Origin of the sequence: Xanthomonas sp. 3075 (assembly GCF_014197275.1) — a bacterium.
GTDB classification, from domain to species: domain Bacteria; phylum Pseudomonadota; class Gammaproteobacteria; order Xanthomonadales; family Xanthomonadaceae; genus Xanthomonas; species Xanthomonas campestris_B.
Map to the genome: position 1 here is coordinate 130,447 of NZ_JACIFI010000011.1, position 21,145 is coordinate 151,591.

Below are 21,145 nucleotides of genomic sequence, written 5' to 3' on the forward strand. Positions count from 1 at the left end.
GAAGACTGATTGAGCGTCCGCACGTGGGGGCGTGACGGAACCGGTCCGAGTATGCCTGCGATTTGGCTTGGCGCAAACCAGGTGAATACGCGAAGTTGAACAGACCATGACCTTTGGCGCATTGGCAGCGTATGTATCCTGGTGGTCTACTTGCCTACAACACCTCTTGACGCATCCACTAGGACACGACGATGTCGCCACATGCCTTTTTGCCCGGTCGCAGCGGAACCTGCGTTGCGGCGTTGCTGATCACCACGACGCTGCTGTTGGGCGGATGCAAGACGGGAGACGGCGAGACCAAGGCCGCCGAAGAAAAGAAGGCGGTGGATGCGGTGCCGGTGGAAATTGCCAAGGCCGCTCGGCGTGCAGTGGCCGCCAGCTATACCGGCACGGCGGCCCTGGAGCCGCGCGCCGAGGCGCAAGTGGTGGCCAAGACCTCGGGTGTTGCGTTGTCGGTAATGGTGGAGGAAGGGCAGAAAGTCGCCGCAGGCCAAGCGCTGGTGCGGCTGGACCCGGACCGCGCGCATCTGGCGGTGGCGCAGAGCGAGGCGCAGCTGCGCAAGTTGGAAAACAGCTATCGCCGTGCCACGCAGCTGGTCGGCCAGCAGCTGGTCAGTGCTGCCGATGTCGATCAGCTCAAGTTCGATGTCGAAAACAGCCGCGCGCAGCACCGGCTGGCATCGCTGGAATTGTCCTACACCACCGTGCAGGCGCCGATTTCCGGGGTGATTGCGTCGCGCTCGATCAAGACCGGCAACTTCGTGCAGATCAATACGCCGATCTTCCGCATCGTCGACGACTCGCAACTGGAAGCCACGCTCAATGTGCCCGAGCGCGAACTGGCCACGCTCAAATCCGGGCAGCCGGTGACCTTGCTCGCCGACGCGTTGCCGGGTCAACAGTTCATCGGCAAGGTGGATCGCATCGCACCGGTAGTGGACTCAGGCAGCGGTACGTTCCGGGTGATCTGTGCATTTGGCCAAGGTGCCGAGGCGCTGCAGCCAGGGATGTTCGGGCGCATCCGCATCGATTACGACCAGCGCAAGGATGCGTTGGTAATTCCGCGCCTGGCACTGCTGGACGATGGCGACCCGGCGGTGTTCGTGGTGCGCAACGGCAAGGCCAGCCGGGTGCCGGTGAAACTGGGCTATGCCGAAGGCCCGTGGCTGGAAGTACGGCAGGGCCTGAAGGAAGGCGATCAGGTGGTGACTGCCGGCAAGGTGGCGCTGCGCGATGGCACGGCGGTGCAGATCATCGGCCAGCCCGAGCGTAAGCCGGTGGCTGCGGCGGCACCGGCAGTCAGCGATGAGAAGCGCTCATGAGCGATCACGGCAACGCGCACGGCCCCGTGCACGACCCGCATGCGCCGTTGCCGGGCAGCGGTGGCGGCTTGGTGGTCTTCGCCACGCAGCGACGGGTGACCATTGCGATGATCACCGTGACCATGCTGCTGTTCGGGCTGATCGCGCTGCGCAGTCTCAAGGTCAATCTATTGCCGGATCTGAGCTACCCCACGCTCACCGTGCGCACCGAATACACCGGCGCGGCGCCAGCGGAAATCGAAACGCTGGTGACCGAGCCGGTGGAAGAAGCGGTCGGCGTGGTCAAGAACCTGCGCAAGCTCAAGTCGATCTCGCGCACCGGGCAAAGCGATGTGGTGCTGGAGTTTGCCTGGGGCACCAACATGGACCAGGCCAGTCTGGAAGTGCGCGACAAAATGGAAGCCTTGTCGCTGCCGCTGGAAACCAAGCCGCCGGTGTTGCTGCGCTTCAATCCATCGACCGAGCCGATCATGCGGCTGGCGTTGTCGCCCAGGCAGGCGCCGGCCTCCGACAGCGATGCGATCCGCCAGCTCACCGGCTTGCGTCGTTATGCCGAAGAGGATCTGAAGAAGAAGCTCGAGCCGGTGGCCGGCGTGGCTGCGGTCAAGGTCGGCGGCGGGCTGGAAGACGAGATCCAGGTCGATATCGATCAACAGAAGCTCGCCCAGCTCAATCTTCCGATCGATAACGTAATCACCCGACTCAAGGAAGAGAACGTCAACATCTCCGGCGGGCGGCTGGAAGAAGGTTCGCAGCGCTATCTGGTGCGCACGGTCAACCAGTTCGTGGATCTGGACGAGATCCGCAACATGCTGGTGACCACGCAGAGCAGCAGCGGCAGCGCGGCGCAGGCGGCGATGCAGCAGATGTATGCGATCGCCGCGTCCACCGGGTCGCAGGCGGCATTGGCGGCGGCGGCCGAAGTGCAGAGCACCTCGTCTGCGTCCAGCAGCAGTATTGCCGGCGGCATGCCGGTGCGGCTGAAAGACGTGGCGCAGGTGCGCCAGGGCTACAAGGAGCGCGAGGCGATCATTCGCCTGGGCGGCAAAGAAGCGGTGGAGCTGGCGATCTACAAGGAGGGCGATGCCAATACCGTGTCCACGGCGGCCGCGCTGCGCAAGCGGCTGGAGCAATTGAAGGCGACGGTGCCGGGCGATGTGGAAATCACCACCATCGAGGATCAGTCGCACTTCATCGAGCATGCGATCAGCGACGTCAAAAAGGATGCGGTGATCGGCGGCGTGCTGGCGATCCTGATCATCTTCCTGTTCCTGCGCGATGGCTGGAGCACCTTCGTGATCAGCCTGTCGTTGCCGGTGTCGATCATCACCACGTTCTTCTTCATGGGCCAGTTGGGGCTGAGCCTCAACGTGATGTCGCTGGGCGGGCTGGCGTTGGCGACCGGCCTGGTGGTGGACGATTCGATCGTGGTGCTGGAAAGCATCGCCAAGGCGCGCGAGCGCGGCTTGAGCGTGCTGGATGCGGCGATTGCGGGTACCCGCGAAGTGAGCATGGCGGTGATGGCCTCCACGCTGACCACGATCGCGGTGTTCCTGCCGCTGGTGTTTGTCGAGGGCATCGCGGGGCAGCTGTTCCGCGATCAGGCGATGACCGTGGCGATTGCGATCGCGATCTCGCTGGTGGTGTCGATGACGCTGATTCCGATGTTGAGTTCGCTCAAGGGCGCGCCGCCGATGGCGTTCCCGGACGAGCCTGGTCATCCGCAGTGGCAGCCGCAGCAGCGCTGGCTCAAACCGGTTGCAGCTGGCCGGCGCGGTGCCGGTGCGAGCGTGCGCTATGCGTTCTTCGGCGCTGCGTGGGCGGTGGTCAAGCTGTGGCGCGGCATCGCGCGGCTGGTGTCGCCGGTGATGCGCAAGGCCAGCGATCTGGCGATGGCGCCGTATGGCCGCGCCGAGCGTGGCTATCTGGCGATACTGCCGGCGGCGTTGCGTCGGCCCGGTTTGGTGCTGGGACTGGCGGCGGCCGCGTTTATCTGCACGGTGTTGCTGGTGCCGATGCTGGGGGCGGACCTGATTCCGCAGCTGGCGCAGGACCGTTTCGAAATGACGGTGAAGCTGCCATCCGGCACGCCGTTGGCGCAGACCGATGCACTGGTGCGCGAGCTGCAGCTTGCGCACGACAAGGACCCAGGCATTGCTTCGTTGTATGGCGTCAGCGGTAGCGGCACGCGGCTGGATGCCAATCCCTCCGAGAGTGGCGAGAACATCGGCAAGCTCACCGTGGTGATGGCTGGCGGCGGCAGCCCGGAAGTGGAAGCGGCGGCGACGCAGCGGCTGCGCAGCAGCATGGTCGGGCATCCGGGTGCGCAGGTGGATTTCGCGCGGCCGGCGTTGTTCAGTTTTTCCACGCCGCTGGAAGTGGAGTTGCGTGGACAGGATCTGGGCGAGCTGGAACGTGCCGGGCAGAAGTTGGCGGCGATGCTGCGCGCCAATGGCCACTACGCCGACGTCAAATCGACGGTGGAAGAAGGCTTTCCGGAAATCCAGATCCGTTTCGATCAGGAGCGCGCCGGTGCGTTGGGGTTGACCACGCGCCAGATCGCCGATGTGATCGTCAAGAAGGTCCGCGGCGACGTGGCCACGCGCTACAGCTTCCGCGATCGCAAGATCGATGTGCTGGTGCGCGCGCAACACAGTGACCGCGCGAGTGTGGAGGCGATCCGGCAGCTGATCGTCAATCCGGGCAGCAGCCGACCGGTGCGCCTGGCCGCGGTGGCCGAGGTCTTGGCGACGACCGGGCCGAGCGAGATCCATCGCGCGGATCAGACCCGGGTGGCGATCGTGTCGGCCAGTCTGCATGGCATGGATCTGGGCGGTGCGGTGCGCGAGGTCGAGTCGATGGTGCGCAAGAATCCGCTGGCCGCCGGCGTAGGCATGCATATCGGCGGGCAGGGCGAAGAGCTGGCGCAGTCGGTGAAATCACTGTTGTTCGCCTTTGGTCTTGCGATTTTTCTGGTCTATCTGGTGATGGCCTCGCAGTTCGAATCGCTGCTTCATCCGTTCGTCATCCTGTTCACCATTCCGCTGGCAATGGTGGGTGCGGTGCTGGCCTTGCTGATGACCGGCAAGCCGGTGTCGGTGGTGGTGTTCATCGGGTTGATCCTGCTGGTGGGGCTGGTGACCAAGAACGCGATCATCCTGATCGACAAGGTCAACCAGCTGCGCGAGGAAGGCGTGCCCAAGCGCGAGGCCTTGATCGAAGGCGCACGTTCACGCTTGCGCCCGATCGTGATGACCACGTTGTGCACGCTGTTCGGCTTTCTGCCGCTGGCGGTGGCGATGGGCGAGGGCGCGGAGGTGCGCGCGCCGATGGCGATCACCGTGATCGGCGGGCTGCTGGTGTCCACGTTGCTGACCTTGCTGGTGATCCCGGTGGTGTACGACCTGCTGGATCGTCGCGCCGATGCGTATTACCTGGAGCGTGGCCGGCGCATGGCACGGCAGCAGGCGCAGGCTCGCGATAACACCAACGGACTGGAGGCGCTATGAGCGTTGCCGCCTTCAGTATCCGTCGCCCGGTCACCACCATCATGTGTTTCGTCTCGCTGGTGGTGGTGGGGCTGATCGCCGCGTTCCGGCTGCCGTTGGAGGCATTGCCGGATATTTCCGCACCGTTCCTGTTCGTGCAATTGCCGTACACCGGTTCGACCCCGGACGAGGTGGAACGCAACCTGGTGCGGCCGGCCGAAGAAGCATTGGCGACGATGACCGGCATCAAGCGCATGCGCTCGACCGCCACCGCCGACGGCGCCAATATCTTCATCGAGTTCTCCGACTGGGATCGCGACATCGCCATTGCTGCGTCGGACGCGCGCGAGCGGCTGGATGCCATCCGCGACGATTTTCCAGAAGATCTGCAGCGTTTCCACATTTACAAATGGTCCAGCAGCGACGATCCGGTGCTGAAGGTGCGCCTGGCCAGCCAGTCCGATCTGACCGGCGCATACGACATGCTCGACCGCGAGTTCAAGCGGCGCATCGAGCGTATTCCCGGCGTGGCGAAAGTCGAGATTGGCGGTGCGCCACCCAACGAAGTGGAGATCGCGATCGCGCCGGATCGACTCACCGCGCACGACCTCAGCCTCAACGACCTGAGCGAACGCCTGGGCAAGCTGAATTTTTCGGTCTCTGCCGGCCAGATCGACGACAACGGCCAGCGCATCCGCGTGCAGCCGATTGGCGAATTGCGCGATCTGCAGGAGCTGCGCGAGTTGGTGCTCAACGCCAAAGGGCTGCGGCTGGGGGATATCGCCGAGGTGCGGCTCAAGCCCGCGCGCATGAATTACGGTCGCCGCCTGGATGGGCGTCCGGCCATCGGGCTGGATATCTACAAGGAGCGCAGCGCCAACCTGGTGGATGTGTCCAAGGCAGCGTTGAAGGAAGTCGAGGACATCCGCGCCGAACCTGCGATGCGCGATGTGCAGATCAAGGTCATCGACAACCAGGGCAAGGCGGTGACCTCGTCGCTGGCGGAGCTGGCCGAAGCCGGTGCGGTGGGCCTGCTGCTGTCGATCACGGTGCTGTTCTTCTTCCTGCGGCATTGGCCATCGACGTTGATGGTGACGCTGGCGATTCCGATCTGCTTCGCGATCACGCTGGGCTTCATGTACTTCGTCGGCGTCACGCTCAACATCCTGACGATGATGGGCCTGCTGCTGGCGGTGGGCATGCTGGTCGACAACGCGGTGGTGGTGGTGGAAAGCATCTACCAGGAACGCGAGCGCATGCCCGGCCAACCGCAACTGGCGGCCTTGCTCGGCACGCGCAGCGTGGCGATCGCGCTCAGCGCCGGCACCTTGTGCCATTGCATCGTGTTCGTGCCGAACCTGTTCGGCGAGACCAACAATATCAGTATCTTCATGGCGCAGATCGCGATCACCATCTCGGTGTCGCTGCTGGCCTCGTGGCTGGTAGCGATCAGCCTGATTCCGATGTTGTCCGCGCGCATGAAGACACCGCCGATGGTGACTTCCGAACACGGCGTGATCGCGCGGCTGCAGCGCCGTTATGCCACGGTGTTGGCATGGACGCTGGCGCATCGCGGCTGGAGCGTGGCCGGCATCGTGTTGGTCAGTGCGATCAGCCTGGTGCCGATGAAGTTGACCAAGGTGGACATGTTCGGCGGCGACGGCGGCAACGAGGCCTTCATCCAGTACCAGTGGAAAGGCTCGTACACGCATGAGCAGATGGGCGAGGAGGTCGGCCGGGTCGAACAGTACCTGCAAGCCCATCGCGACAAATACCACATCACCCAGATCTATTCGTGGTTCAGCGAAGTGGAAGGCGGCAGTAGCACCGTGACCTTCGACGCGAGCAAGGTCACCGACCTGCCGCCGTTGCTGGAGCAGATCCGCAAGGGGCTGCCGCGCTCGGCGCGCGTCGATTACAGCATCGGCAATCAGGGCAATGGCGGCAGCGGCAATCAAGGTGTACAGGTGCAATTGGTTGGCGATTCGACCAAGGCACTGCAGGCGTTGGCCGACGATGTGATCCCGCTGCTGGCGCAGCGCAAGGAATTGCGCGACGTGCATGTGGACACCGGCGATCGCACCAGCGAGTTGGCGATCCGGGTGGACCGCGAGCGCGCGGCAGCCTTCGGCTTCAGTGCCGAGCAGGTGGCCAGTTTCGTTGGCCTGGCATTGCGCGGCACGCCACTGCGCGAGTTCCGCCGTGGCGACAACGAAGTGCCGGTGTGGGTGCGGTTTGCCGGCGCCGAACAGAGCAAGCCCGAGGATCTGGCCAGTTTCACCGTCCGCGCCAAGGACGGCCGCAGCGTGCCGTTGCTCAGTCTGGTGGACGTGCAGATTCGCCCGGCCGCGACGCAGATAGGACGCACCAATCGCCAGACCACGCTGACCATCAAGGCCAACCTGGCCGACAAGGTGACCTTGCCCGAGGCACGCGCGGCAATGGAAAAACCACTCAAGGCGATGAGTTTTCCGGCGGGTTACAGCTATACCTTCGACGGCGGTGATTATCAGGACGATGGCGAGGCGATGAAGCAGATGGTCTTCAACCTGGTGATCGCGCTGGTGATGATCTACGTGGTGATGGCCGCGGTGTTCGAGTCGTTGCTGTTTCCGGCGGCGATCATGAGCGGCGTGCTGTTTTCCATCTTCGGTGTGTTCTGGCTGTTCTGGATCACCGGCACCTCGTTCGGCATCATGTCCTTCATCGGCATTCTGGTGCTGATGGGAGTGGTGGTGAACAACGGCATCGTGATGATCGAGCACATCAACAATCTGCGCCGCCGCGGCATGGGCCGCACGCAGGCGCTGGTGGAAGGCTCACGCGAGCGCTTGCGCCCGATCATGATGACGATGGGCACCGCCATCCTGGCGATGGTGCCGATCTCGCTGACCAGCACCACGATGTTCAGCGACGGCCCGCCGTACTTCCCGATGGCCCGCGCGATTGCGGGAGGGCTGGCGTTTTCAACCGTAGTGAGCCTGTTGTTCCTGCCGACGATCTACGCGATTCTCGATGACATGAGCAATGGCGCGGCAGCGCTGGTGCGACGTGCGCGTGGTGTGCCGAAGACGCCGCCAGCGAACGCTGTGTTGGAGTCTTGAGCAGTCAACAGCGCTGCGGTTTTCACGGCGTAAAGCATCCACCAATGTGCTGGAGCCTTGAATGACATAAGGCGCACAAAGCCCCTCTCCCGCCGGGGCGGCGCGGAGCTGGGGGAGGGCACGGGTCTCCGGGACTGCCAATCAAACGGCTGTCTGCCGCTGGCTTCGGTGCGGGCGGCAGCGCGTCCGGGGATCGGCTCCTCGGCTCGGTCAGACATCCTGTCTGACTCGCCGCCGCGGCACATCCCTGTGCCGCTCTCCGCTAATCCCCGGCCACGCTGCCGCTTCGGCATGTCGTTGCCATGACCTAGTCAAGGCAAGCCGATTTGTCATCTTGTTTTCCAGTGACCTGCGCGATTCTCGATGACAGCATCAGAGTAGGGATCTGTTGGCGTAGCACTGCTCCCCGGCCACGCTGCCGCTTCGGCAAGTCGTTTCCGTGACTTTGAGCGACGAAAGACGGCAGCGCAGTCAGTGCTTGAATCTGGTACGTGCCAATCAATCGCCACGTTCGCTGCATGTCTTCTGGATCTGCGACTTCGTAGCTCTCAGGCAAACCGCCCTGACGCCAACTACGTGGAAGCGCACGGTTTTTTCCACCGCTCTCAATCCGCCGCCTTCAAGAGGACGGCGAAGAGGCCTCTGCCTCATTAGGCGAGGCAACGATCAACGCTAGGTCGAGCATGCCTTGCGGCAATCGCTGCTCTCCGTTCCGCCAACACAGGAACTTTCGAAGAGTGGTCCGCGGGCGCCGGGGCAGGACCTTACACGACAGGGATGTCGTGTAAGAGCCCCCATGGATGGGTTCACGGCGTGTCCTGCCCCGGTGCCCGCGGACCGCTCCTGCGCACAGAATCAAGGCGCCAGCCAACCACGTTTTCCTCAACCCTCAACCAGAATCAAAGCGTCAGCAAACCGGGCTTTCTCAATCAACATGAAAGCGCCAGCTGATCAGCCTTCCTCAGCCAAGCAGCTTTCCCAAGCCACCCGGCTTTCCAAACACGCTGGATGCGGCCCGGAAATCAGCCCGCGCGCACCTGTCGGACAATCGCCGCGGCCTTGGCCGAGCTTTCCTTGACCTTGTCCCACTGGCCCTGGGCCAGCCAGTCCTTGGGCACCATCCACGAGCCGCCGATGCACAGTACGTTCGGCTGCGACAGGAACTCGGCCGCGTTGGCCTCGCTGATGCCGCCGGTGGGGCAGAGCTTGAGTTCGGACAGCGGACCGGCCAGGCCCTTGAGCATCTGCAGACCACCCACGGCAGTGGCCGGGAACAGCTTGCACACGCGGAAGCCCAGGCCCATCAGGGTCAGCAGTTCGGTCGGCGTGGCCGCGCCGGGTACGGCCGGGATCGGCGCATCGGCGAGCAGACGCGCCAACGGCGCCGGGGTGCCCGGGGTGACCAGGAAGTCCGCACCGGCATCCACCGACTGACGCAGCTGCAACTCGCTCAGCACGGTGCCGGCGCCGATCACGATGTTGGGCAGTTCGCGCTTGAGCATGGCCAGCGCTTCGATCGCGATCGGGGTGCGCAGGGTCAGCTCGATCGCAGGCAGGCCGCCTTCGAGCAGCGCATCGGCCACGCGGCGCGCCTGGTCCAGCGTGTCCACGGTGACCACCGGCAGGATGCCGGCGTCGCGCAGCAGCTGTTCGGCGGTGTTCTGGGTCTGGGCAATCGTCATTGCAACTCCGTTAGACGGCGACCGCCGGGCGGTCGCGCAGAGGGAAGGGGATCAGGCGTCTTTTGACTCGTGCGGTGCCGCTGCGGCCGCTGCATCGGCGCCGAGTTCGTACTCGGCGTCGTAGCTCCACAGTGCGCCGTCCGGATGGGTCGGGCCGCAGGAAATCGAGATCGCGCCCTGGTCGGCGGGGCCGACCACCTGGCGGTTGATGGCGAACAGGTTGCGCCCCAGGTCGTTGCCGGCCACCGCAGTGTTCGGCGCGACCTCGCGCGATGCCCATTCTTCGGCCGAGACCAGCACTTCCAACGTGCCGGCCTCGCCGTCCAGACGCACGATATCGCCTTCGCGCACGCGCCCGATCGGACCGCCACGTGCGGCTTCCGGCGTCATGTGGATCGCGGCCGGGAACTTGCCCGAGGCACCGGACAAACGGCCGTCGGTGACCAGCGCCACGCGCCGGCCCTGGTTCTGCAACAGGCCCAGCAGCGGCGCCATCGAATGCAGCTCCGGCATGCCGTTCGCGCGTGGGCCCTGGTAGCGCAGCACCACCACGAAATCGTGCGGCAGCACGCCGGCGGCATGCAGTTTATTGAGCACCTGCGGGGTATCGATCACCACCGCAGGCGCTTCGATCTTGCGGTGCTGCGGCTTGACCGCCGACAGCTTGATGAGCGAGCGGCCAAGGTTGCCGCGCAGCAAGCGCAGGCCGCCTTGCGATTCGAACGCATCACCGACCGGGCGTGCCACGCTGTCGTCGGCGGTGGTCGCGGTGCCGGGCACATAGACGACCTTGCCGTCCTGCAAACGCGGTTCATTGACATAGGCACGCATGCCGCCTTCGACCACGGTGGGCAGGTCGTCGTGCATGTAGCCGGCGTCCATCAACTCGCGGAACACGAACGCGGTGCCGCCAGCAGCCTGGAAGCGATTCACGTCGGCTTCGCCGTTGGGATAGATACGGGTCAGCAACGGTACGGTCTGCGAAATCAGATCCATGTCGTCCCAGGTCAGCACGATGCCGGCCGCACGTGCCACGGCGATCCAGTGGATGGTGTGGTTGGTCGAGCCGCCGGTGGCCATCAGTGCCACCACGGCGTTGACGATGGCGCGCTCATCGATCAGGCGACCGAACGGGCGGAAATCCTGGCCCAATGCGGAGATCGCCAGCGCACGTTCGGTGCCGGAGCGGGTCAAAGCATCGCGCAGCGGCAGTTCCGGGTTGACGAACGAGGCGCCGGGCAGCTGCACGCCCATGGCTTCGAGCAACACCTGGTTGGAGTTGGCAGTGCCGTAGAAGGTGCAGGTGCCGGGCGAGTGATACGAGGACGACTCGGCCTCCAGCAACTCGGCGCGGGTGGCTTCGCCGGCGGCGTAGCGCTCGCGGACTTCGGCTTTCTGCTTGTTCGGGATACCTGGCGTCATCGGGCCAGCAGGCATGAACAACGCCGGCAAATGCCCGAATGCCAGCGCGCCGATCAGCAGGCCCGGCACGATCTTGTCGCACACGCCCAGGTAGACCACGCTGTCGAACATGTCGTGGCTGAGACCAATCGCCGTGGCCTGGGCGATGTTGTCGCGCGAGAACAACGACAGCTCCATGCCCGCGCGGCCCTGGGTCACGCCATCGCACATGGCCGGCACGCCGCCGGCGACCTGCGCGGTGGCGCCGAGCGTGCGCGCTGTGTCGCGGATCAGCTGCGGGTAATGCTCGAACGGCTGGTGCGCCGACAGCATGTCGTTGTAGGCGGTGATGATGCCGAGGTTGGGCGTGGCCGCACCGCGCAGACGCGACTTGTCGGTCGGCTCGGACGCGGCGAAACCATGTGCAAGGTTGCCGCAGCTCAATCGGCTACGGAACGGACCCTCGCGCAGGGCGGCATCGAGACCGGCCAGATAAGCCGTGCGCGACGGCGCGCTGCGCTTGCGGATACGGTCGGTGACAGCTTGGATGTTCGGATGCAGGCTCATTGGCTACCGGCTATGAGAAACAGGGGAAGAAAGGACGCATGCTGTGCTGTTTAAATCCCCGCACATGGATGTGCGGGCTCTTGCGAGGGACTCGCATTAAATCGGCTCTTGCGAGGGACTCGCATTAAATCGGCTCTTGCGAGGGACTCGCATCAACGACTCGCATTCAAGCGCACCAATGCACCCGCAACTGCGGGCCGGGCTGTTGCAGCGCCACCCGGATCGGGTACTCGCTGATGTCCTCACCTGCCAATGCTGCCTGCAACACGTCCAGCTTCTGCTTGCCGCGCAGCAACAGCAGGCGGGTCGGGATCGGCGCGAGTCCGGCGGGCGTCAGGGTGATGCGCAATGGCCATTGATTCGACCCCGGGCAACCGGTCGCATCCAGCGATGCATAGGGTTGCGGGTTGGCGAGCGCCTTGGACAGATCGGTGGAACCGGGGAACAGCGAAGCAGTATGTCCGTCGCCGCCCATGCCCAGCACTGCCAGGCAGGCCGGTTCGGCGTGGGTGGCCTGCAGATTGGCGGTGTGCACGCATTCGGGCAATTGCTTGCCTGGGCGCACCAGCGGGATGAAGGTCGCGGCCGGCGCGTGCGCAAGAAAACTCTGGTTCACCAGCCAGGCATTGCTGTCTTTATCCTGCGGCGAAAGCCAGCGCTCGTCGACCAGGCCCACTTCCACCCGCGACCAGTCCAGCGGACGGTGGGCGAGGGATTCGTAGACCGGCGCCGGCGTGGTGCCGCCGGACAGCAGCATGCGCGCCTGACCGCGACGTGAGATCTCCTGCTCCAGCAGATCGACCATCTCGCCGGCCACCGCCTCGGTCCACTCGGCCGGGTCCTCATAACGCACCAGCGTGATACGTGGGTTGTCCTGCAAGGTCATCGCTGTTCTCCCGGGTGCTGGCGTTGCGCATCCACTGCATAGGCGGCGGCGCCGAGCAGGCCGGCATGCGGATGCATGACCGCCAGCGATGGCACCCGCGACATGATCGCGGAGAAGCGGCCCTTGTGTTCGAAGCGCTGGCGAAATCCCGAGTGCTGCAGCGAATCCAGCACCTTCGGCACCAGCCCGCCGGTCAGGAACACGCCATCCCAGGCGCCCTGCATCAACACCATGTCGCCGGCGATCGCGCCGAAAATGGCGCAGAACAGGTCGATGGTGCGCGACGAACGCGGATCGCCTGCCGCCGCACGCGCGGTGATGTCCTTGGGCTGCAGCGGACCGGGGTCGACGCCGGCGATCTCGCTGAGCGCGCGATGGATATTGACCAGGCCGGGACCGCAGATCAGCCGCTCGTTGGAGACCCGGCCGAACTGTTCGGAGAGGATTTCCAGGATGCGGATTTCTTCCGGGGTGCCGGGCGGAAAGCTGACATGGCCGCCTTCGGTTTCCAGCGGGAAGCAGCGGCCGTTGCGTACGATCAGGCCGCCCACGCCCAGGCCGGTGCCCGGGCCGATCACACCGTAGTTGCGCGGTTGATCGATCGGTGCCGGCCGCCAGCTGCTGCCGCCGACCTGCACCACGTCCTGCGGACGCAGCAGGCTGATCGCCATCGCTTGCGCGGCGAAATCGTTGATCAGATGCAGCGTGCTGAAGCCCAGCATGGCAGCGGTGCGCGAGCGCGAGATCACCCACGGATGATTGGTGATGCGCGCTTCGTCGCCATCCACGCGGCCGGCCACCGCAAATACGCCCTGGGTGGCCTGTACGCCGATCTGGTCGAGGTAATAGCGCGCTGCTTCGCCGAGCGAGCCGAAGTCCACCACCGCAAATTCGCGCGAGGTGTCATCCAGCAGCGGCACCGAGGCGTCGATGTCGGCCAGCGCAAAGCGCGCATTGGTGCCGCCGATATCGGCAACCAGCACCGGCTTGGAAGGAGCGGTCATGCGGTGTTTCCCTGTGCGTCGGTGGCCGGGGGAAGGAAGGGCGCCGCACTCTCGGGCCCCCAACTGCCGGCCGGGTAAGGCTGCAGCGGCAACTGCGCGTCTTTCCATGCATCGCTGACGCTGTCGATCCACGACCAGGCGGCCTTGACCTCGTCGTCGCGCACGAACAGCGCCGGGTTGCCGTTGAAGGCATCCACGAACAGGCGCTCGTAGGCGATGCGGCGGTGCAGGCCGGTCGGCACCGACAATTCCAGTTCCAGCGGCTGCAGTTCGATCGCGCCCCATTCCGGGCCGGCCAGACTGCTCATCAGGCCGAGCTCGATGTTTTCCTGCGGCTGCAGCTGGAAGGTCAGGCGATTGGGCACCGCGTTCTGGCGGTCCGGGCGCTCGAACAACCAATGCGTCACCGGCTTGAGCGTCACCACGATGCGGGTGGAGCGCTCGCTCAGACGCTTGCCGGTGCACAGGTGGAACGGCACCCCGGCCCAGCGCCAGTTGTCGATATGCGCGGTCACCGCGACGAAGGTTTCCACGTCGCTGCCTTCCGGCGGGTGGTAGGCCTGCGCCGGCTGGCCGTTGATGCTGCCGGCGGTGTAGCGGCCGCGCACGCTGTCATGGGCGGCGTGTTCGGCTGTCATCGGGCGCAGGGCGCGCAGCACCTTGACCTTCTCATCGCGGATGCGGTCGGCTTCCAGCGAGGCCGGCGGCTCCATCGCCACCAGGCACAGCAACTGCAGGATATGGCTCTGCACCATGTCGCGCAGCGCGCCGGAGCGGGCGTAGTAGGCATCGCGGCCGTCCACGCCTTCGCTTTCGGCGACCAGGATCTGCACCGACTCGATGTAGGTACGGTTCCACACCGCTTCCAGCAGCGTGTTGCCGAAGCGCAGCGCGATCAGGTTCTGCACCGCCGCCTTGCCCAGGTAATGATCGAGGCGGAACACGCGGTCTTCGTCGATCAGCGCGCCGATCGACTGCAGGATCTCGCGGGCGCTGTCCGAGTCGTGGCCGATCGGCTTTTCCAGCATCAGCCGGTGCGGTGCGGCCAGCGCGCCGCCCAGGGCCAGGCCCTGGCAGGTGCTGATGTACAGCCCCGGCGGAATCGCCAGATAGCTCACGATCTGGCGGCTGGCCAGCTCGCGCACCGCGTTGGCGACCGAGTCGGCATCGCGCAGGTCCACCGAGCGGTAGTCGACCCGCTGCAGTAGCGATTCGATTTGTTCAGGCTTGGCGATCGGCAGGGCTTCGGTCAGGCGCGGACGCAGCACCTCGCGAAAGCCGTCGGTGTCGTGCGGCGACAAGGCCAGCGCACGGATACGGAAGTTCTCCGGCAGCAGCCCGTCCACGAACAGCCGCAGCAGGGAAGGAAAGAGATAGCGCTGGGCGAGATCGCCGGTGGCGCCGAACAGGATCAGGGTGTCGTGCATGGACCGAGTTTCAGATTCTGGGGACATCGTTATCAGCGGCTTGGCGAAAGGGCGCCGGACAACCGGCGGTCGGTACGTCTGTTCCTGAGCGACACCTGCGTGCGCGCAGCGGAGGATGGGCGCGCGCGCCCAATCCCCGATTGTTGCAGCAACTGGCCGCAAGCGGTTAATGCCACGGCGGTGCGTCTGCCTGCGCGTGGCAGAATGCCTGGCTTGGCAAGGCAGGACGCGGCGCCTGGAACGGCGGCGTGGGTCGGTGGCGGCATGGTCCCTCCCGAGATCGATGTTGCCATGTGAAAACGATTACATGTCAGAATAAACCAACGCATTCGTTTGCAGGAGATTTCCTTGCAGGCACATGTGGCGTCACCGCCGTCGGGAGGGCCGAGGGCAGGGCGCACAACTTATGTTGAGGCCGAAAGATGGCGAAAGTGCAGTTGGAAGGTGTCCGCAAGGTCTACGAGAACGGCCAGGTCGCGGTGCAGGGGGCGAGCTTCGAAGTCGCCGACGGCGAGTTGATGGTGCTGGTCGGGCCATCCGGCTGCGGCAAGTCCACCCTGTTGCGCATGATCGCCGGACTCGAGGACATCAGCGCCGGCACGCTGAAGATCGGCGAGCGCGTGGTCAACGACGTGGCCCCGAAGGACCGCGACATCGCCATGGTCTTCCAGAGCTATGCGCTGTACCCGCACATGACCGTGGCCGAGAACCTGGCGTTCGGGCTCAAGCTGCGCGGCCATCCCAAGCACGTCATCGCCGAGCGGGTCAACAATGCCGCCGAGCTGCTGGGCCTGACCCCGATGCTCGACAAGCTGCCCAAGGCGATGTCCGGCGGCCAGCGTCAGCGTGTGGCCTTGGGCCGGGCGATGGTGCGCGAGTCGTCGGTGTTCCTGCTCGACGAGCCGCTGTCCAACCTGGACGCCAAGCTGCGCCACAGCGTGCGTACCGAGATCGCGCAGCTGCACCGCAAACTCGGCACCACGATGATCTACGTCACCCACGATCAGGTCGAGGCGATGACCCTCGGCCAGCGCATCGTGGTGCTCAAGGATGGCGTGATCCAGCAGATCGACAGCCCGATGGCGCTGTACGACCGCCCGGCCAACCTGTTCGTGGCCGGTTTCCTCGGCAGCCCGGCGATGAACGTGCTGCAGGGGCGGCTGGACGAGCAGGACGGGCTGCATCTGGTCATGGCCGATGGCTGGCGCGTGCCGCTGGGCACGGCGCGGGTCGATCGCAGCTGGTTCGGTCGTGAGGTGATCGTCGGCGTGCGCCCGGAGCATCTGCAGCCGTCGAGCGATGCGGCGCTGGGCTTCGAGGCACGTGTCGATGTGATCGAGCCGGTCGGCAACGAAATCTTCCTCAACCTCGACCGGGGCGGCCAGCCGCTGGTGATCCGGGTCGCGCCGCAGACATTGCCGGCGGTGGGCCAGCCGCTGCGCCTGGCGCTGCGCAGCGAGGCGCTGCATTTCTTCGACCCAGCCACCGGCGAGCGTCTGGAGCCGGTCTAGCGCTCCAGCCCGGGCACCATCGTGAGCAGGCGTGCGGTATGCGCGCCTGCCTGCAATGCCGCGCCGGCGTCCAGCGTCAATTCCAGGGGCAGCACGGCCAATGCAAGGGTGCCTGCGACACTGACGACCGTGCCGACAGCTGCGCCGTCCAGCGAGACCGTGTCGCCTGCCTCGACGGCAGTATCGATCTCCAGCAGCTGCATCGCGCGCTTGGCCTTGCCCAGGAAGTGCGTGCGCGCGACGATTTCCTGGCCCGGGTAGCAGCCTTTTTTCACGCTGAATGCGTGCAGGCGGTCCAATGCCAACTGTTGCGGTGTCCATTGCTCGCGTTGCGTCGCGGGCAGGCGCGCCAAGCCCAGTTGCAGATCTGCGCGGCGCCAGTCGGCATCGACGCTCGGCGACTGGGCCGGGTCGGTCACTGCATCCGCAGCGCGCAGCACCAGCGTGCGCGGCAGGGCCGTGCTGCCCATATCCAGCTCGATACACTGCGTTCCGATATCGGCCTGCGCACCGTGTGCACGCCCAGGCGCCACGAATCCGCCATGCGCCGATCGCGTTGCCACGCCGATCTTGAGCTTGCGTCGAAACACGAAACGGCCGAGTTGCGCGGCGATCTCGGCCGCATTGCCGTCGGGCAACAGCATCAGCAGGTGTGTGTCGTCCTCACGCAGGAGTGCGAAGATGGCGATCACGCGCCCTTTCGCCGTCAACCACGCATTCCACTGCCACTGCCCGATCGCCAGCGCCTGTACGTCGTTGGCAAATTGCGCATGCGCGAACGCCACCGCATCCGTCCCGATCAAGTGGACGTATTGCATGTCGTGCAGGGAGCCAAAACCCTGGGGAATAAGATTCAGGTTGTCAGCCATGGAAGGGGAGGACTAAAATCGCAACGTTGTGAGACCACTATGATAGGCCATCCAACCCCCACCCCAGCGCAGGATTCCGAGACGCAGCCTTCCCCTCAGGAGCACATTCCCGAGAAGAAGCCACTGCCGAAGGAGATTGGTGGACGCGACGGCCCCGAGCCAACGCGCTACGGCGACTGGGAAAAAAATGGACGCTGCATCGATTTTTGAGCAGCTTTTAGCCACAGCGGCCTAGTGCCGCCCAGCCGAGAAAACGAGCCCAGCGAATGGCGATCCGCGAACGTCCCACTTCTCCACATCTGCAGGTCTACCGCTGGCAGATCCAGATGGCGACCTCGATCCTGCATCGAGCCACCGGCGTCATCCTTTCCGGAGGCGCGCTGGTCATCGCCGTCTCGCTGCTGTTGCTGATGCTAGGTGAAGACCACTGGAATTGCCTCACCCAACATCTGGGCGCTTGGTACGGACAGGTGTTCCTGTTCGCTTGGTCATGGGCTTTTACCTACCACCTGTCCAACGGCATCCGCCACATCGTCCAGGACTTTGGCCGCGGCTTCAGCATTCCGGCCTTTATCCGCAGCAGCTGGACATCGGTGATCGCCAGCCTGGTGCTGACCGCTGCGATCTGGGCGTATGTCCTGACTGGAGCTTCCGCATGAGCCGCTATCGCACCCCGTTGAAGAATGTGCGTGGTCTGGGCGCGGCCAAGACCGGCACCGAACATTTCGTGATGCAGCGCCTGACCGCGACTGCGCTGGTCGTGCTGGCGATCTGGTTCGTGGCGTTCGTGCTGAGCCTGCTCGGTTCCGACTACACGACTGCAGTGGCCGCGGTCTCCAAACCGTGGAACGCCGTGTTGCTGGTCGGTTTCCTGGTGGCGATGTTCTGGCATGCGCAGCTTGGCCTGCAGGTCGTGCTCGAGGACTACATCCACAACTCGTTGCTGGCGCTGGCGTTGCAGACGACGGTGAAGTTCATCGCCGTGCTTGGCGCGATCGTCAGCATTTTCGCAGTGGCGCGCATCGCGCTGGGCGGTGCCTGAGTCATCGGGCACACAGAACAGGAATCCAGATTAGATGTCCGCTTACAAGATCACTGAACACAAGTACGACATGGTCGTGGTGGGTGCCGGCGGCGCCGGCCTGCGTGCCACGTTCGGCTTGGCCCAGAAAGGCCTGCAGACGGTCTGCCTGACCAAGGTCTTCCCGACCCGGTCGCACACCGTCGCGGCGCAGGGCGGTATTTCCGCCGCGCTCGGCAACATGGGCGAAGACGATTGGCGTTATCACTTCTACGACACCATCAAGGGCTCCGATTGGCTGGGCGACCAGGACGCGATCGAGTACATGTGCCGTGAGGCGATCCCGGCCATCATCGAGCTCGAGCACTACGGCGTGCCGTTCTCGCGTACCGAAGAGGGCAAGATCTATCAGCGCCCGTTCGGTGGCATGACCACCAAGTACGGCGAAGGCCCGTCCGCGCAGCGCACCTGCGCGGCAGCCGACCGTACCGGCCACGCCATGCTGCATACGCTGTATCAGCAGTCGCTGGCGCATAACGCGCGCTTCATGATCGAGTACTTCGCGCTCGACCTGATCTTCGACGAAGAAGGTGTCTGCCGTGGCGTACTGGCGCTGGACATGGCCGATGGCACCTTGCATCTGTTCCGCGCCCACGGCGTGGTGCTGGCCACCGGCGGCTACGGCCGTGCCTACTTCAGCGCCACCTCCGCGCACACCTGTACCGGTGACGGCGGCGGCCTGGTGATGCGTGCCGGCCTGCCGGTGCAGGACATGGAGTTCGTGCAGTTCCATCCCACCGGCATCTACGGTGCGGGCTGCCTGATCACCGAAGGCGTGCGCGGCGAAGGCGGCATCCTGCGCAACAGCAACGGCGAGCGCTTCATGGAGCGCTACGCACCGCATTACAAGGATCTGGCCTCGCGCGACGTGGTGTCGCGCTCGATGACCGTGGAAATCCGCGAAGGCCGCGGCGTCGGCGAGCACAAGGATCACATCCTGCTCGACCTGACCCACCTCGGCCCGGAAGTCATCAACGAAAAGCTCCCCGGCATCGCCGAAAGCGCCCACATCTTTGCCGGTGTGGACGTGACCAAGCAGCCGATCCCGGTGCTGCCCACCGTGCACTACAACATGGGCGGCATTCCGACCAACTTCTACGGCGAAGTCGTGCGCAAGCAGGGCGACGACCCGGATGCGGTGGTGCCTGGCCTGTACGCGATCGGCGAAGCCGCCTGCGTGTCGGTGCACGGTGCCAACCGCCTGGGTTCCAACTCGCTGCTGGATCTGGTGGTGTTCGGCCGTGCGGTGGCAAACCGCTGCGCCGAGACGGTCAAGCCCAACCAGCCGCACAAGACGTTGCCGTCGGATGCCTGCGACAAGGCGCTGGGCCTGCTGGACAAGTTGCGCTACGCCAACGGCTCTACGCCGACCTCGGTGATCCGCGACAACATGCAGCGCACCATGCAGTCGGACGCAGCTGTGTTCCGTACCAGCAAGACGCTGAAGGAAGGCGTGGACAAGATGGCCGAGATCTTCGCCACCTTCGAAGACGTCAAGGTGTCGGACCGCTCGCTGGTGTGGAACTCGGATCTGATCGAGACCTACGAGTTGAACAACCTGCTGCTCAATGCAGTGGCGACGATCAACTCGGCCGAGCAGCGCAAGGAAAGCCGAGGCGCGCATTCGCACGAAGATTTCCCCGACCGCGACGACGTCAACTGGCAGAAGCACACGCTGGTCACCGTCGACGACAAGGGCAAGTGCGAGTTCGAATATCGCCCGGTGCACATGTACACGCTGAGCAAGGACGTGGACGTGGTCCCGCCGAAGCCGCGCGTTTACTGATCGATGCGCATGGATCGATCCGCTTCCGCGTTGCCGTTGCTGCCCGGCCTGTCCGGGTACAGCAGCCGTGCATCGTTACAGCCGGGTCGCTTCGTGACGCAGGGGCAACGCCGGCACGCCGCTGGCCGTTGCGCCACCGCTTCGGTGGTGGCATCCGTCATCTTTACCTTCATGCGCACGGTGCGGTTGTTGTTCGCACCGCGCATCGCCTGAGCCAACGAGAGCAGCTATGGCAGAGTTCACCCTCCCCAAGAATTCAAAGATCGGCAAGGGCAAGCATTACCCTGCACAGGGCGCCAAGAACACGCGCACCTTCAAGGTCTACCGCTGGGATCCGGATGGCGAGGCCAACCCGCGTACCGATAGCTATGAGATCGATCTCGACAAGTGCGGTCCGATGGTGTTGGACGCGCTGATCAAGATCAAGAACGAGATCGACCCGACGCTGGCGTTCCGTCGTTCGTGCCGCGAGGGCATCTGCGGTTCGTGCGCGATGAACATCGACGGTACCAACACGCTGGCCTGCACCAAGGCGATTGCTGCCTGCGGCAAGGCCGAAGTGCCGATCTATCCGCTGCCGCATATGGATGTGATCAAGGATCTGGTCCCCGATCTGACCCACTTCTATGCGCAGTACGCGTCGATCAAGCCCTGGATCCGCACCCAGACCCCGCCGCCGCCGGATCGCGAACGCCTGCAGTCGCCGGAAGACCGCAAGAAGCTGGACGGCCTGTACGAGTGCATCCTGTGCGCCTGCTGCTCGACCAGCTGCCCTAGCTACTGGTGGAATGGCGAGCGTTATCTGGGCCCGGCGATCCTGTTGCAGGCCTATCGCTGGATCATCGATTCGCGCGACGAGGACACCGGTGCGCGCCTGGACGACCTGGAAGATCCGTTCAAGCTGTATCGCTGCCACACGATTATGAACTGCGCGCGGACCTGCCCGAAGGGCTTGAATCCGGCGCTGGCGATTGCCGAAATCAAGAAATTGATGATGGCGCGTCGCGCCTGATCGCA

16 protein-coding genes are annotated in these 21,145 nt (G+C 64.8%); 10 read left to right on the plus strand and 6 right to left on the minus strand.

Annotated elements, in window-relative coordinates:
* The first annotated feature begins 191 nt into the window (after positions 1 to 191).
* The 3 genes from GGR62_RS12280 to GGR62_RS12290 are packed head-to-tail and all read left to right on the plus strand — an operon-like array spanning position 192 to position 7,914.
* Positions 192 to 1,322, plus strand: a complete 1,131-nt coding sequence (locus GGR62_RS12280) for an efflux RND transporter periplasmic adaptor subunit (RefSeq protein WP_184408171.1) — start codon at positions 192 to 194, stop codon at positions 1,320 to 1,322.
* A complete protein-coding gene (locus GGR62_RS12285) occupies positions 1,319 to 4,831 on the plus strand; it encodes an efflux RND transporter permease subunit (protein ID WP_184408172.1) in 3,513 nt (1,170 codons plus the stop codon). The genes GGR62_RS12280 and GGR62_RS12285 overlap by 4 nt, the downstream gene beginning before the upstream one ends.
* Positions 4,828 to 7,914: an efflux RND transporter permease subunit gene (locus GGR62_RS12290; protein ID WP_184408173.1), complete on the plus strand. Its 3,087-nt coding sequence runs from the start codon at positions 4,828 to 4,830 to the stop codon at positions 7,912 to 7,914. Before GGR62_RS12285 ends, GGR62_RS12290 begins: the two co-directional genes overlap by 4 nt.
* Before the next feature lie 1,022 nt (positions 7,915 to 8,936).
* Here GGR62_RS12290 and GGR62_RS12295 read toward each other — a convergent pair.
* The 5 genes from GGR62_RS12295 to zwf form a co-directional block, all read right to left on the minus strand.
* Positions 8,937 to 9,596 carry a bifunctional 4-hydroxy-2-oxoglutarate aldolase/2-dehydro-3-deoxy-phosphogluconate aldolase gene (locus tag GGR62_RS12295; protein ID WP_039815810.1) on the minus strand — a complete coding sequence of 220 codons (660 nt, stop codon included), beginning with the start codon at positions 9,594 to 9,596 and terminating at the stop codon, positions 8,937 to 8,939.
* 51 nt (positions 9,597 to 9,647) lie between these two features.
* Complete coding sequence (gene edd, locus GGR62_RS12300; RefSeq protein ID WP_184408174.1) at positions 9,648 to 11,564, minus strand: phosphogluconate dehydratase; 1,917 nt, start codon at positions 11,562 to 11,564, stop codon at positions 9,648 to 9,650.
* 166 nt (positions 11,565 to 11,730) lie between these two features.
* Positions 11,731 to 12,450, minus strand: coding sequence for a 6-phosphogluconolactonase (gene pgl, locus GGR62_RS12305; protein WP_184408175.1), 720 nt, complete (start codon positions 12,448 to 12,450; stop codon positions 11,731 to 11,733).
* Entirely contained in the window at positions 12,447 to 13,454 is a 1,008-nt protein-coding gene (gene glk / locus GGR62_RS12310) for a glucokinase (protein WP_184408176.1), read from the minus strand. The genes pgl and glk overlap by 4 nt, the downstream gene beginning before the upstream one ends.
* The gene (gene zwf, locus GGR62_RS12315; RefSeq protein ID WP_184408177.1) at positions 13,451 to 14,881 is read right to left on the minus strand and encodes a glucose-6-phosphate dehydrogenase; all 1,431 of its coding nucleotides are present in this window, start codon (positions 14,879 to 14,881) and stop codon (positions 13,451 to 13,453) included. Before zwf ends, glk begins: the two co-directional genes overlap by 4 nt.
* A gap of 422 nt (positions 14,882 to 15,303) precedes the next feature.
* Between zwf and ugpC the strand changes: the two genes are divergently transcribed.
* On the plus strand, positions 15,304 to 16,392 hold the full coding sequence (gene ugpC, locus GGR62_RS12320) for a sn-glycerol-3-phosphate ABC transporter ATP-binding protein UgpC (protein WP_184408178.1): 1,089 nt from the start codon (positions 15,304 to 15,306) through the stop codon (positions 16,390 to 16,392).
* On the opposite strand, the gene GGR62_RS12325 is transcribed toward ugpC, so the two are convergent.
* The gene (locus GGR62_RS12325; RefSeq protein WP_184408179.1) at positions 16,389 to 17,261 is read right to left on the minus strand and encodes a folate-binding protein YgfZ; all 873 of its coding nucleotides are present in this window, start codon (positions 17,259 to 17,261) and stop codon (positions 16,389 to 16,391) included. The genes ugpC and GGR62_RS12325 overlap by 4 nt on opposite strands.
* Before the next feature lie 39 nt (positions 17,262 to 17,300).
* Here GGR62_RS12325 and GGR62_RS21235 point away from each other — a divergent pair, with 39 nt between their 5' ends.
* The 6 genes from GGR62_RS21235 to GGR62_RS12355 are packed head-to-tail and all read left to right on the plus strand — an operon-like array spanning position 17,301 to position 21,140.
* On the plus strand, positions 17,301 to 17,471 hold the full coding sequence (locus tag GGR62_RS21235) for a DUF1674 domain-containing protein (protein ID WP_162866378.1): 171 nt from the start codon (positions 17,301 to 17,303) through the stop codon (positions 17,469 to 17,471).
* A 56-nt stretch (positions 17,472 to 17,527) separates the two neighbouring features.
* Positions 17,528 to 17,920 carry a succinate dehydrogenase, cytochrome b556 subunit gene (gene sdhC, locus GGR62_RS12335; RefSeq protein WP_184408181.1) on the plus strand — a complete coding sequence of 131 codons (393 nt, stop codon included), beginning with the start codon at positions 17,528 to 17,530 and terminating at the stop codon, positions 17,918 to 17,920.
* Positions 17,917 to 18,303 (plus strand): succinate dehydrogenase, hydrophobic membrane anchor protein, encoded by a 387-nt coding sequence (gene sdhD / locus GGR62_RS12340; RefSeq protein ID WP_115513083.1) that lies wholly within the window; start codon positions 17,917 to 17,919, stop codon positions 18,301 to 18,303. Before sdhC ends, sdhD begins: the two co-directional genes overlap by 4 nt.
* Before the next feature lie 34 nt (positions 18,304 to 18,337).
* A complete protein-coding gene (sdhA, locus tag GGR62_RS12345; protein WP_064630110.1) occupies positions 18,338 to 20,128 on the plus strand; it encodes a succinate dehydrogenase flavoprotein subunit in 1,791 nt (596 codons plus the stop codon).
* Between the two features lie 3 nt (positions 20,129 to 20,131).
* Entirely contained in the window at positions 20,132 to 20,341 is a 210-nt protein-coding gene (locus GGR62_RS12350) for a hypothetical protein (RefSeq protein WP_260305902.1), read from the plus strand.
* 16 nt (positions 20,342 to 20,357) lie between these two features.
* Positions 20,358 to 21,140, plus strand: coding sequence for a succinate dehydrogenase iron-sulfur subunit (locus GGR62_RS12355; protein WP_184408182.1), 783 nt, complete (start codon positions 20,358 to 20,360; stop codon positions 21,138 to 21,140).
* The last annotated feature ends 5 nt before the right edge of the window (positions 21,141 to 21,145 follow it).

Excerpts from the sequence above, each read along its gene's own strand:
- GGR62_RS12280 (WP_184408171.1), top strand. The coding sequence starts at position 192 with ATGTCGCCACATGCCTTTTTGCCCGGTCGCAGCGGAACCTGCGTTGCG.
- GGR62_RS12285 (WP_184408172.1), top strand. The coding sequence starts at position 1,319 with ATGAGCGATCACGGCAACGCGCACGGCCCCGTGCACGACCCGCATGCG.
- GGR62_RS12290 (WP_184408173.1), top strand. The coding sequence starts at position 4,828 with ATGAGCGTTGCCGCCTTCAGTATCCGTCGCCCGGTCACCACCATCATG.
- GGR62_RS12295 (WP_039815810.1), bottom strand. The coding sequence starts at position 9,596 with ATGACGATTGCCCAGACCCAGAACACCGCCGAACAGCTGCTGCGCGAC.
- edd (WP_184408174.1), bottom strand. The coding sequence starts at position 11,564 with ATGAGCCTGCATCCGAACATCCAAGCTGTCACCGACCGTATCCGCAAG.
- pgl (WP_184408175.1), bottom strand. The coding sequence starts at position 12,450 with ATGACCTTGCAGGACAACCCACGTATCACGCTGGTGCGTTATGAGGAC.
- glk (WP_184408176.1), bottom strand. The coding sequence starts at position 13,454 with ATGACCGCTCCTTCCAAGCCGGTGCTGGTTGCCGATATCGGCGGCACC.
- zwf (WP_184408177.1), bottom strand. The coding sequence starts at position 14,881 with ATGCACGACACCCTGATCCTGTTCGGCGCCACCGGCGATCTCGCCCAG.
- ugpC (WP_184408178.1), top strand. The coding sequence starts at position 15,304 with ATGGCGAAAGTGCAGTTGGAAGGTGTCCGCAAGGTCTACGAGAACGGC.
- GGR62_RS12325 (WP_184408179.1), bottom strand. The coding sequence starts at position 17,261 with ATGGCTGACAACCTGAATCTTATTCCCCAGGGTTTTGGCTCCCTGCAC.
- GGR62_RS21235 (WP_162866378.1), top strand. The coding sequence starts at position 17,301 with ATGATAGGCCATCCAACCCCCACCCCAGCGCAGGATTCCGAGACGCAG.
- sdhC (WP_184408181.1), top strand. The coding sequence starts at position 17,528 with ATGGCGATCCGCGAACGTCCCACTTCTCCACATCTGCAGGTCTACCGC.
- sdhD (WP_115513083.1), top strand. The coding sequence starts at position 17,917 with ATGAGCCGCTATCGCACCCCGTTGAAGAATGTGCGTGGTCTGGGCGCG.
- sdhA (WP_064630110.1), top strand. The coding sequence starts at position 18,338 with ATGTCCGCTTACAAGATCACTGAACACAAGTACGACATGGTCGTGGTG.
- GGR62_RS12350 (WP_260305902.1), top strand. The coding sequence starts at position 20,132 with ATGCGCATGGATCGATCCGCTTCCGCGTTGCCGTTGCTGCCCGGCCTG.
- GGR62_RS12355 (WP_184408182.1), top strand. The coding sequence starts at position 20,358 with ATGGCAGAGTTCACCCTCCCCAAGAATTCAAAGATCGGCAAGGGCAAG.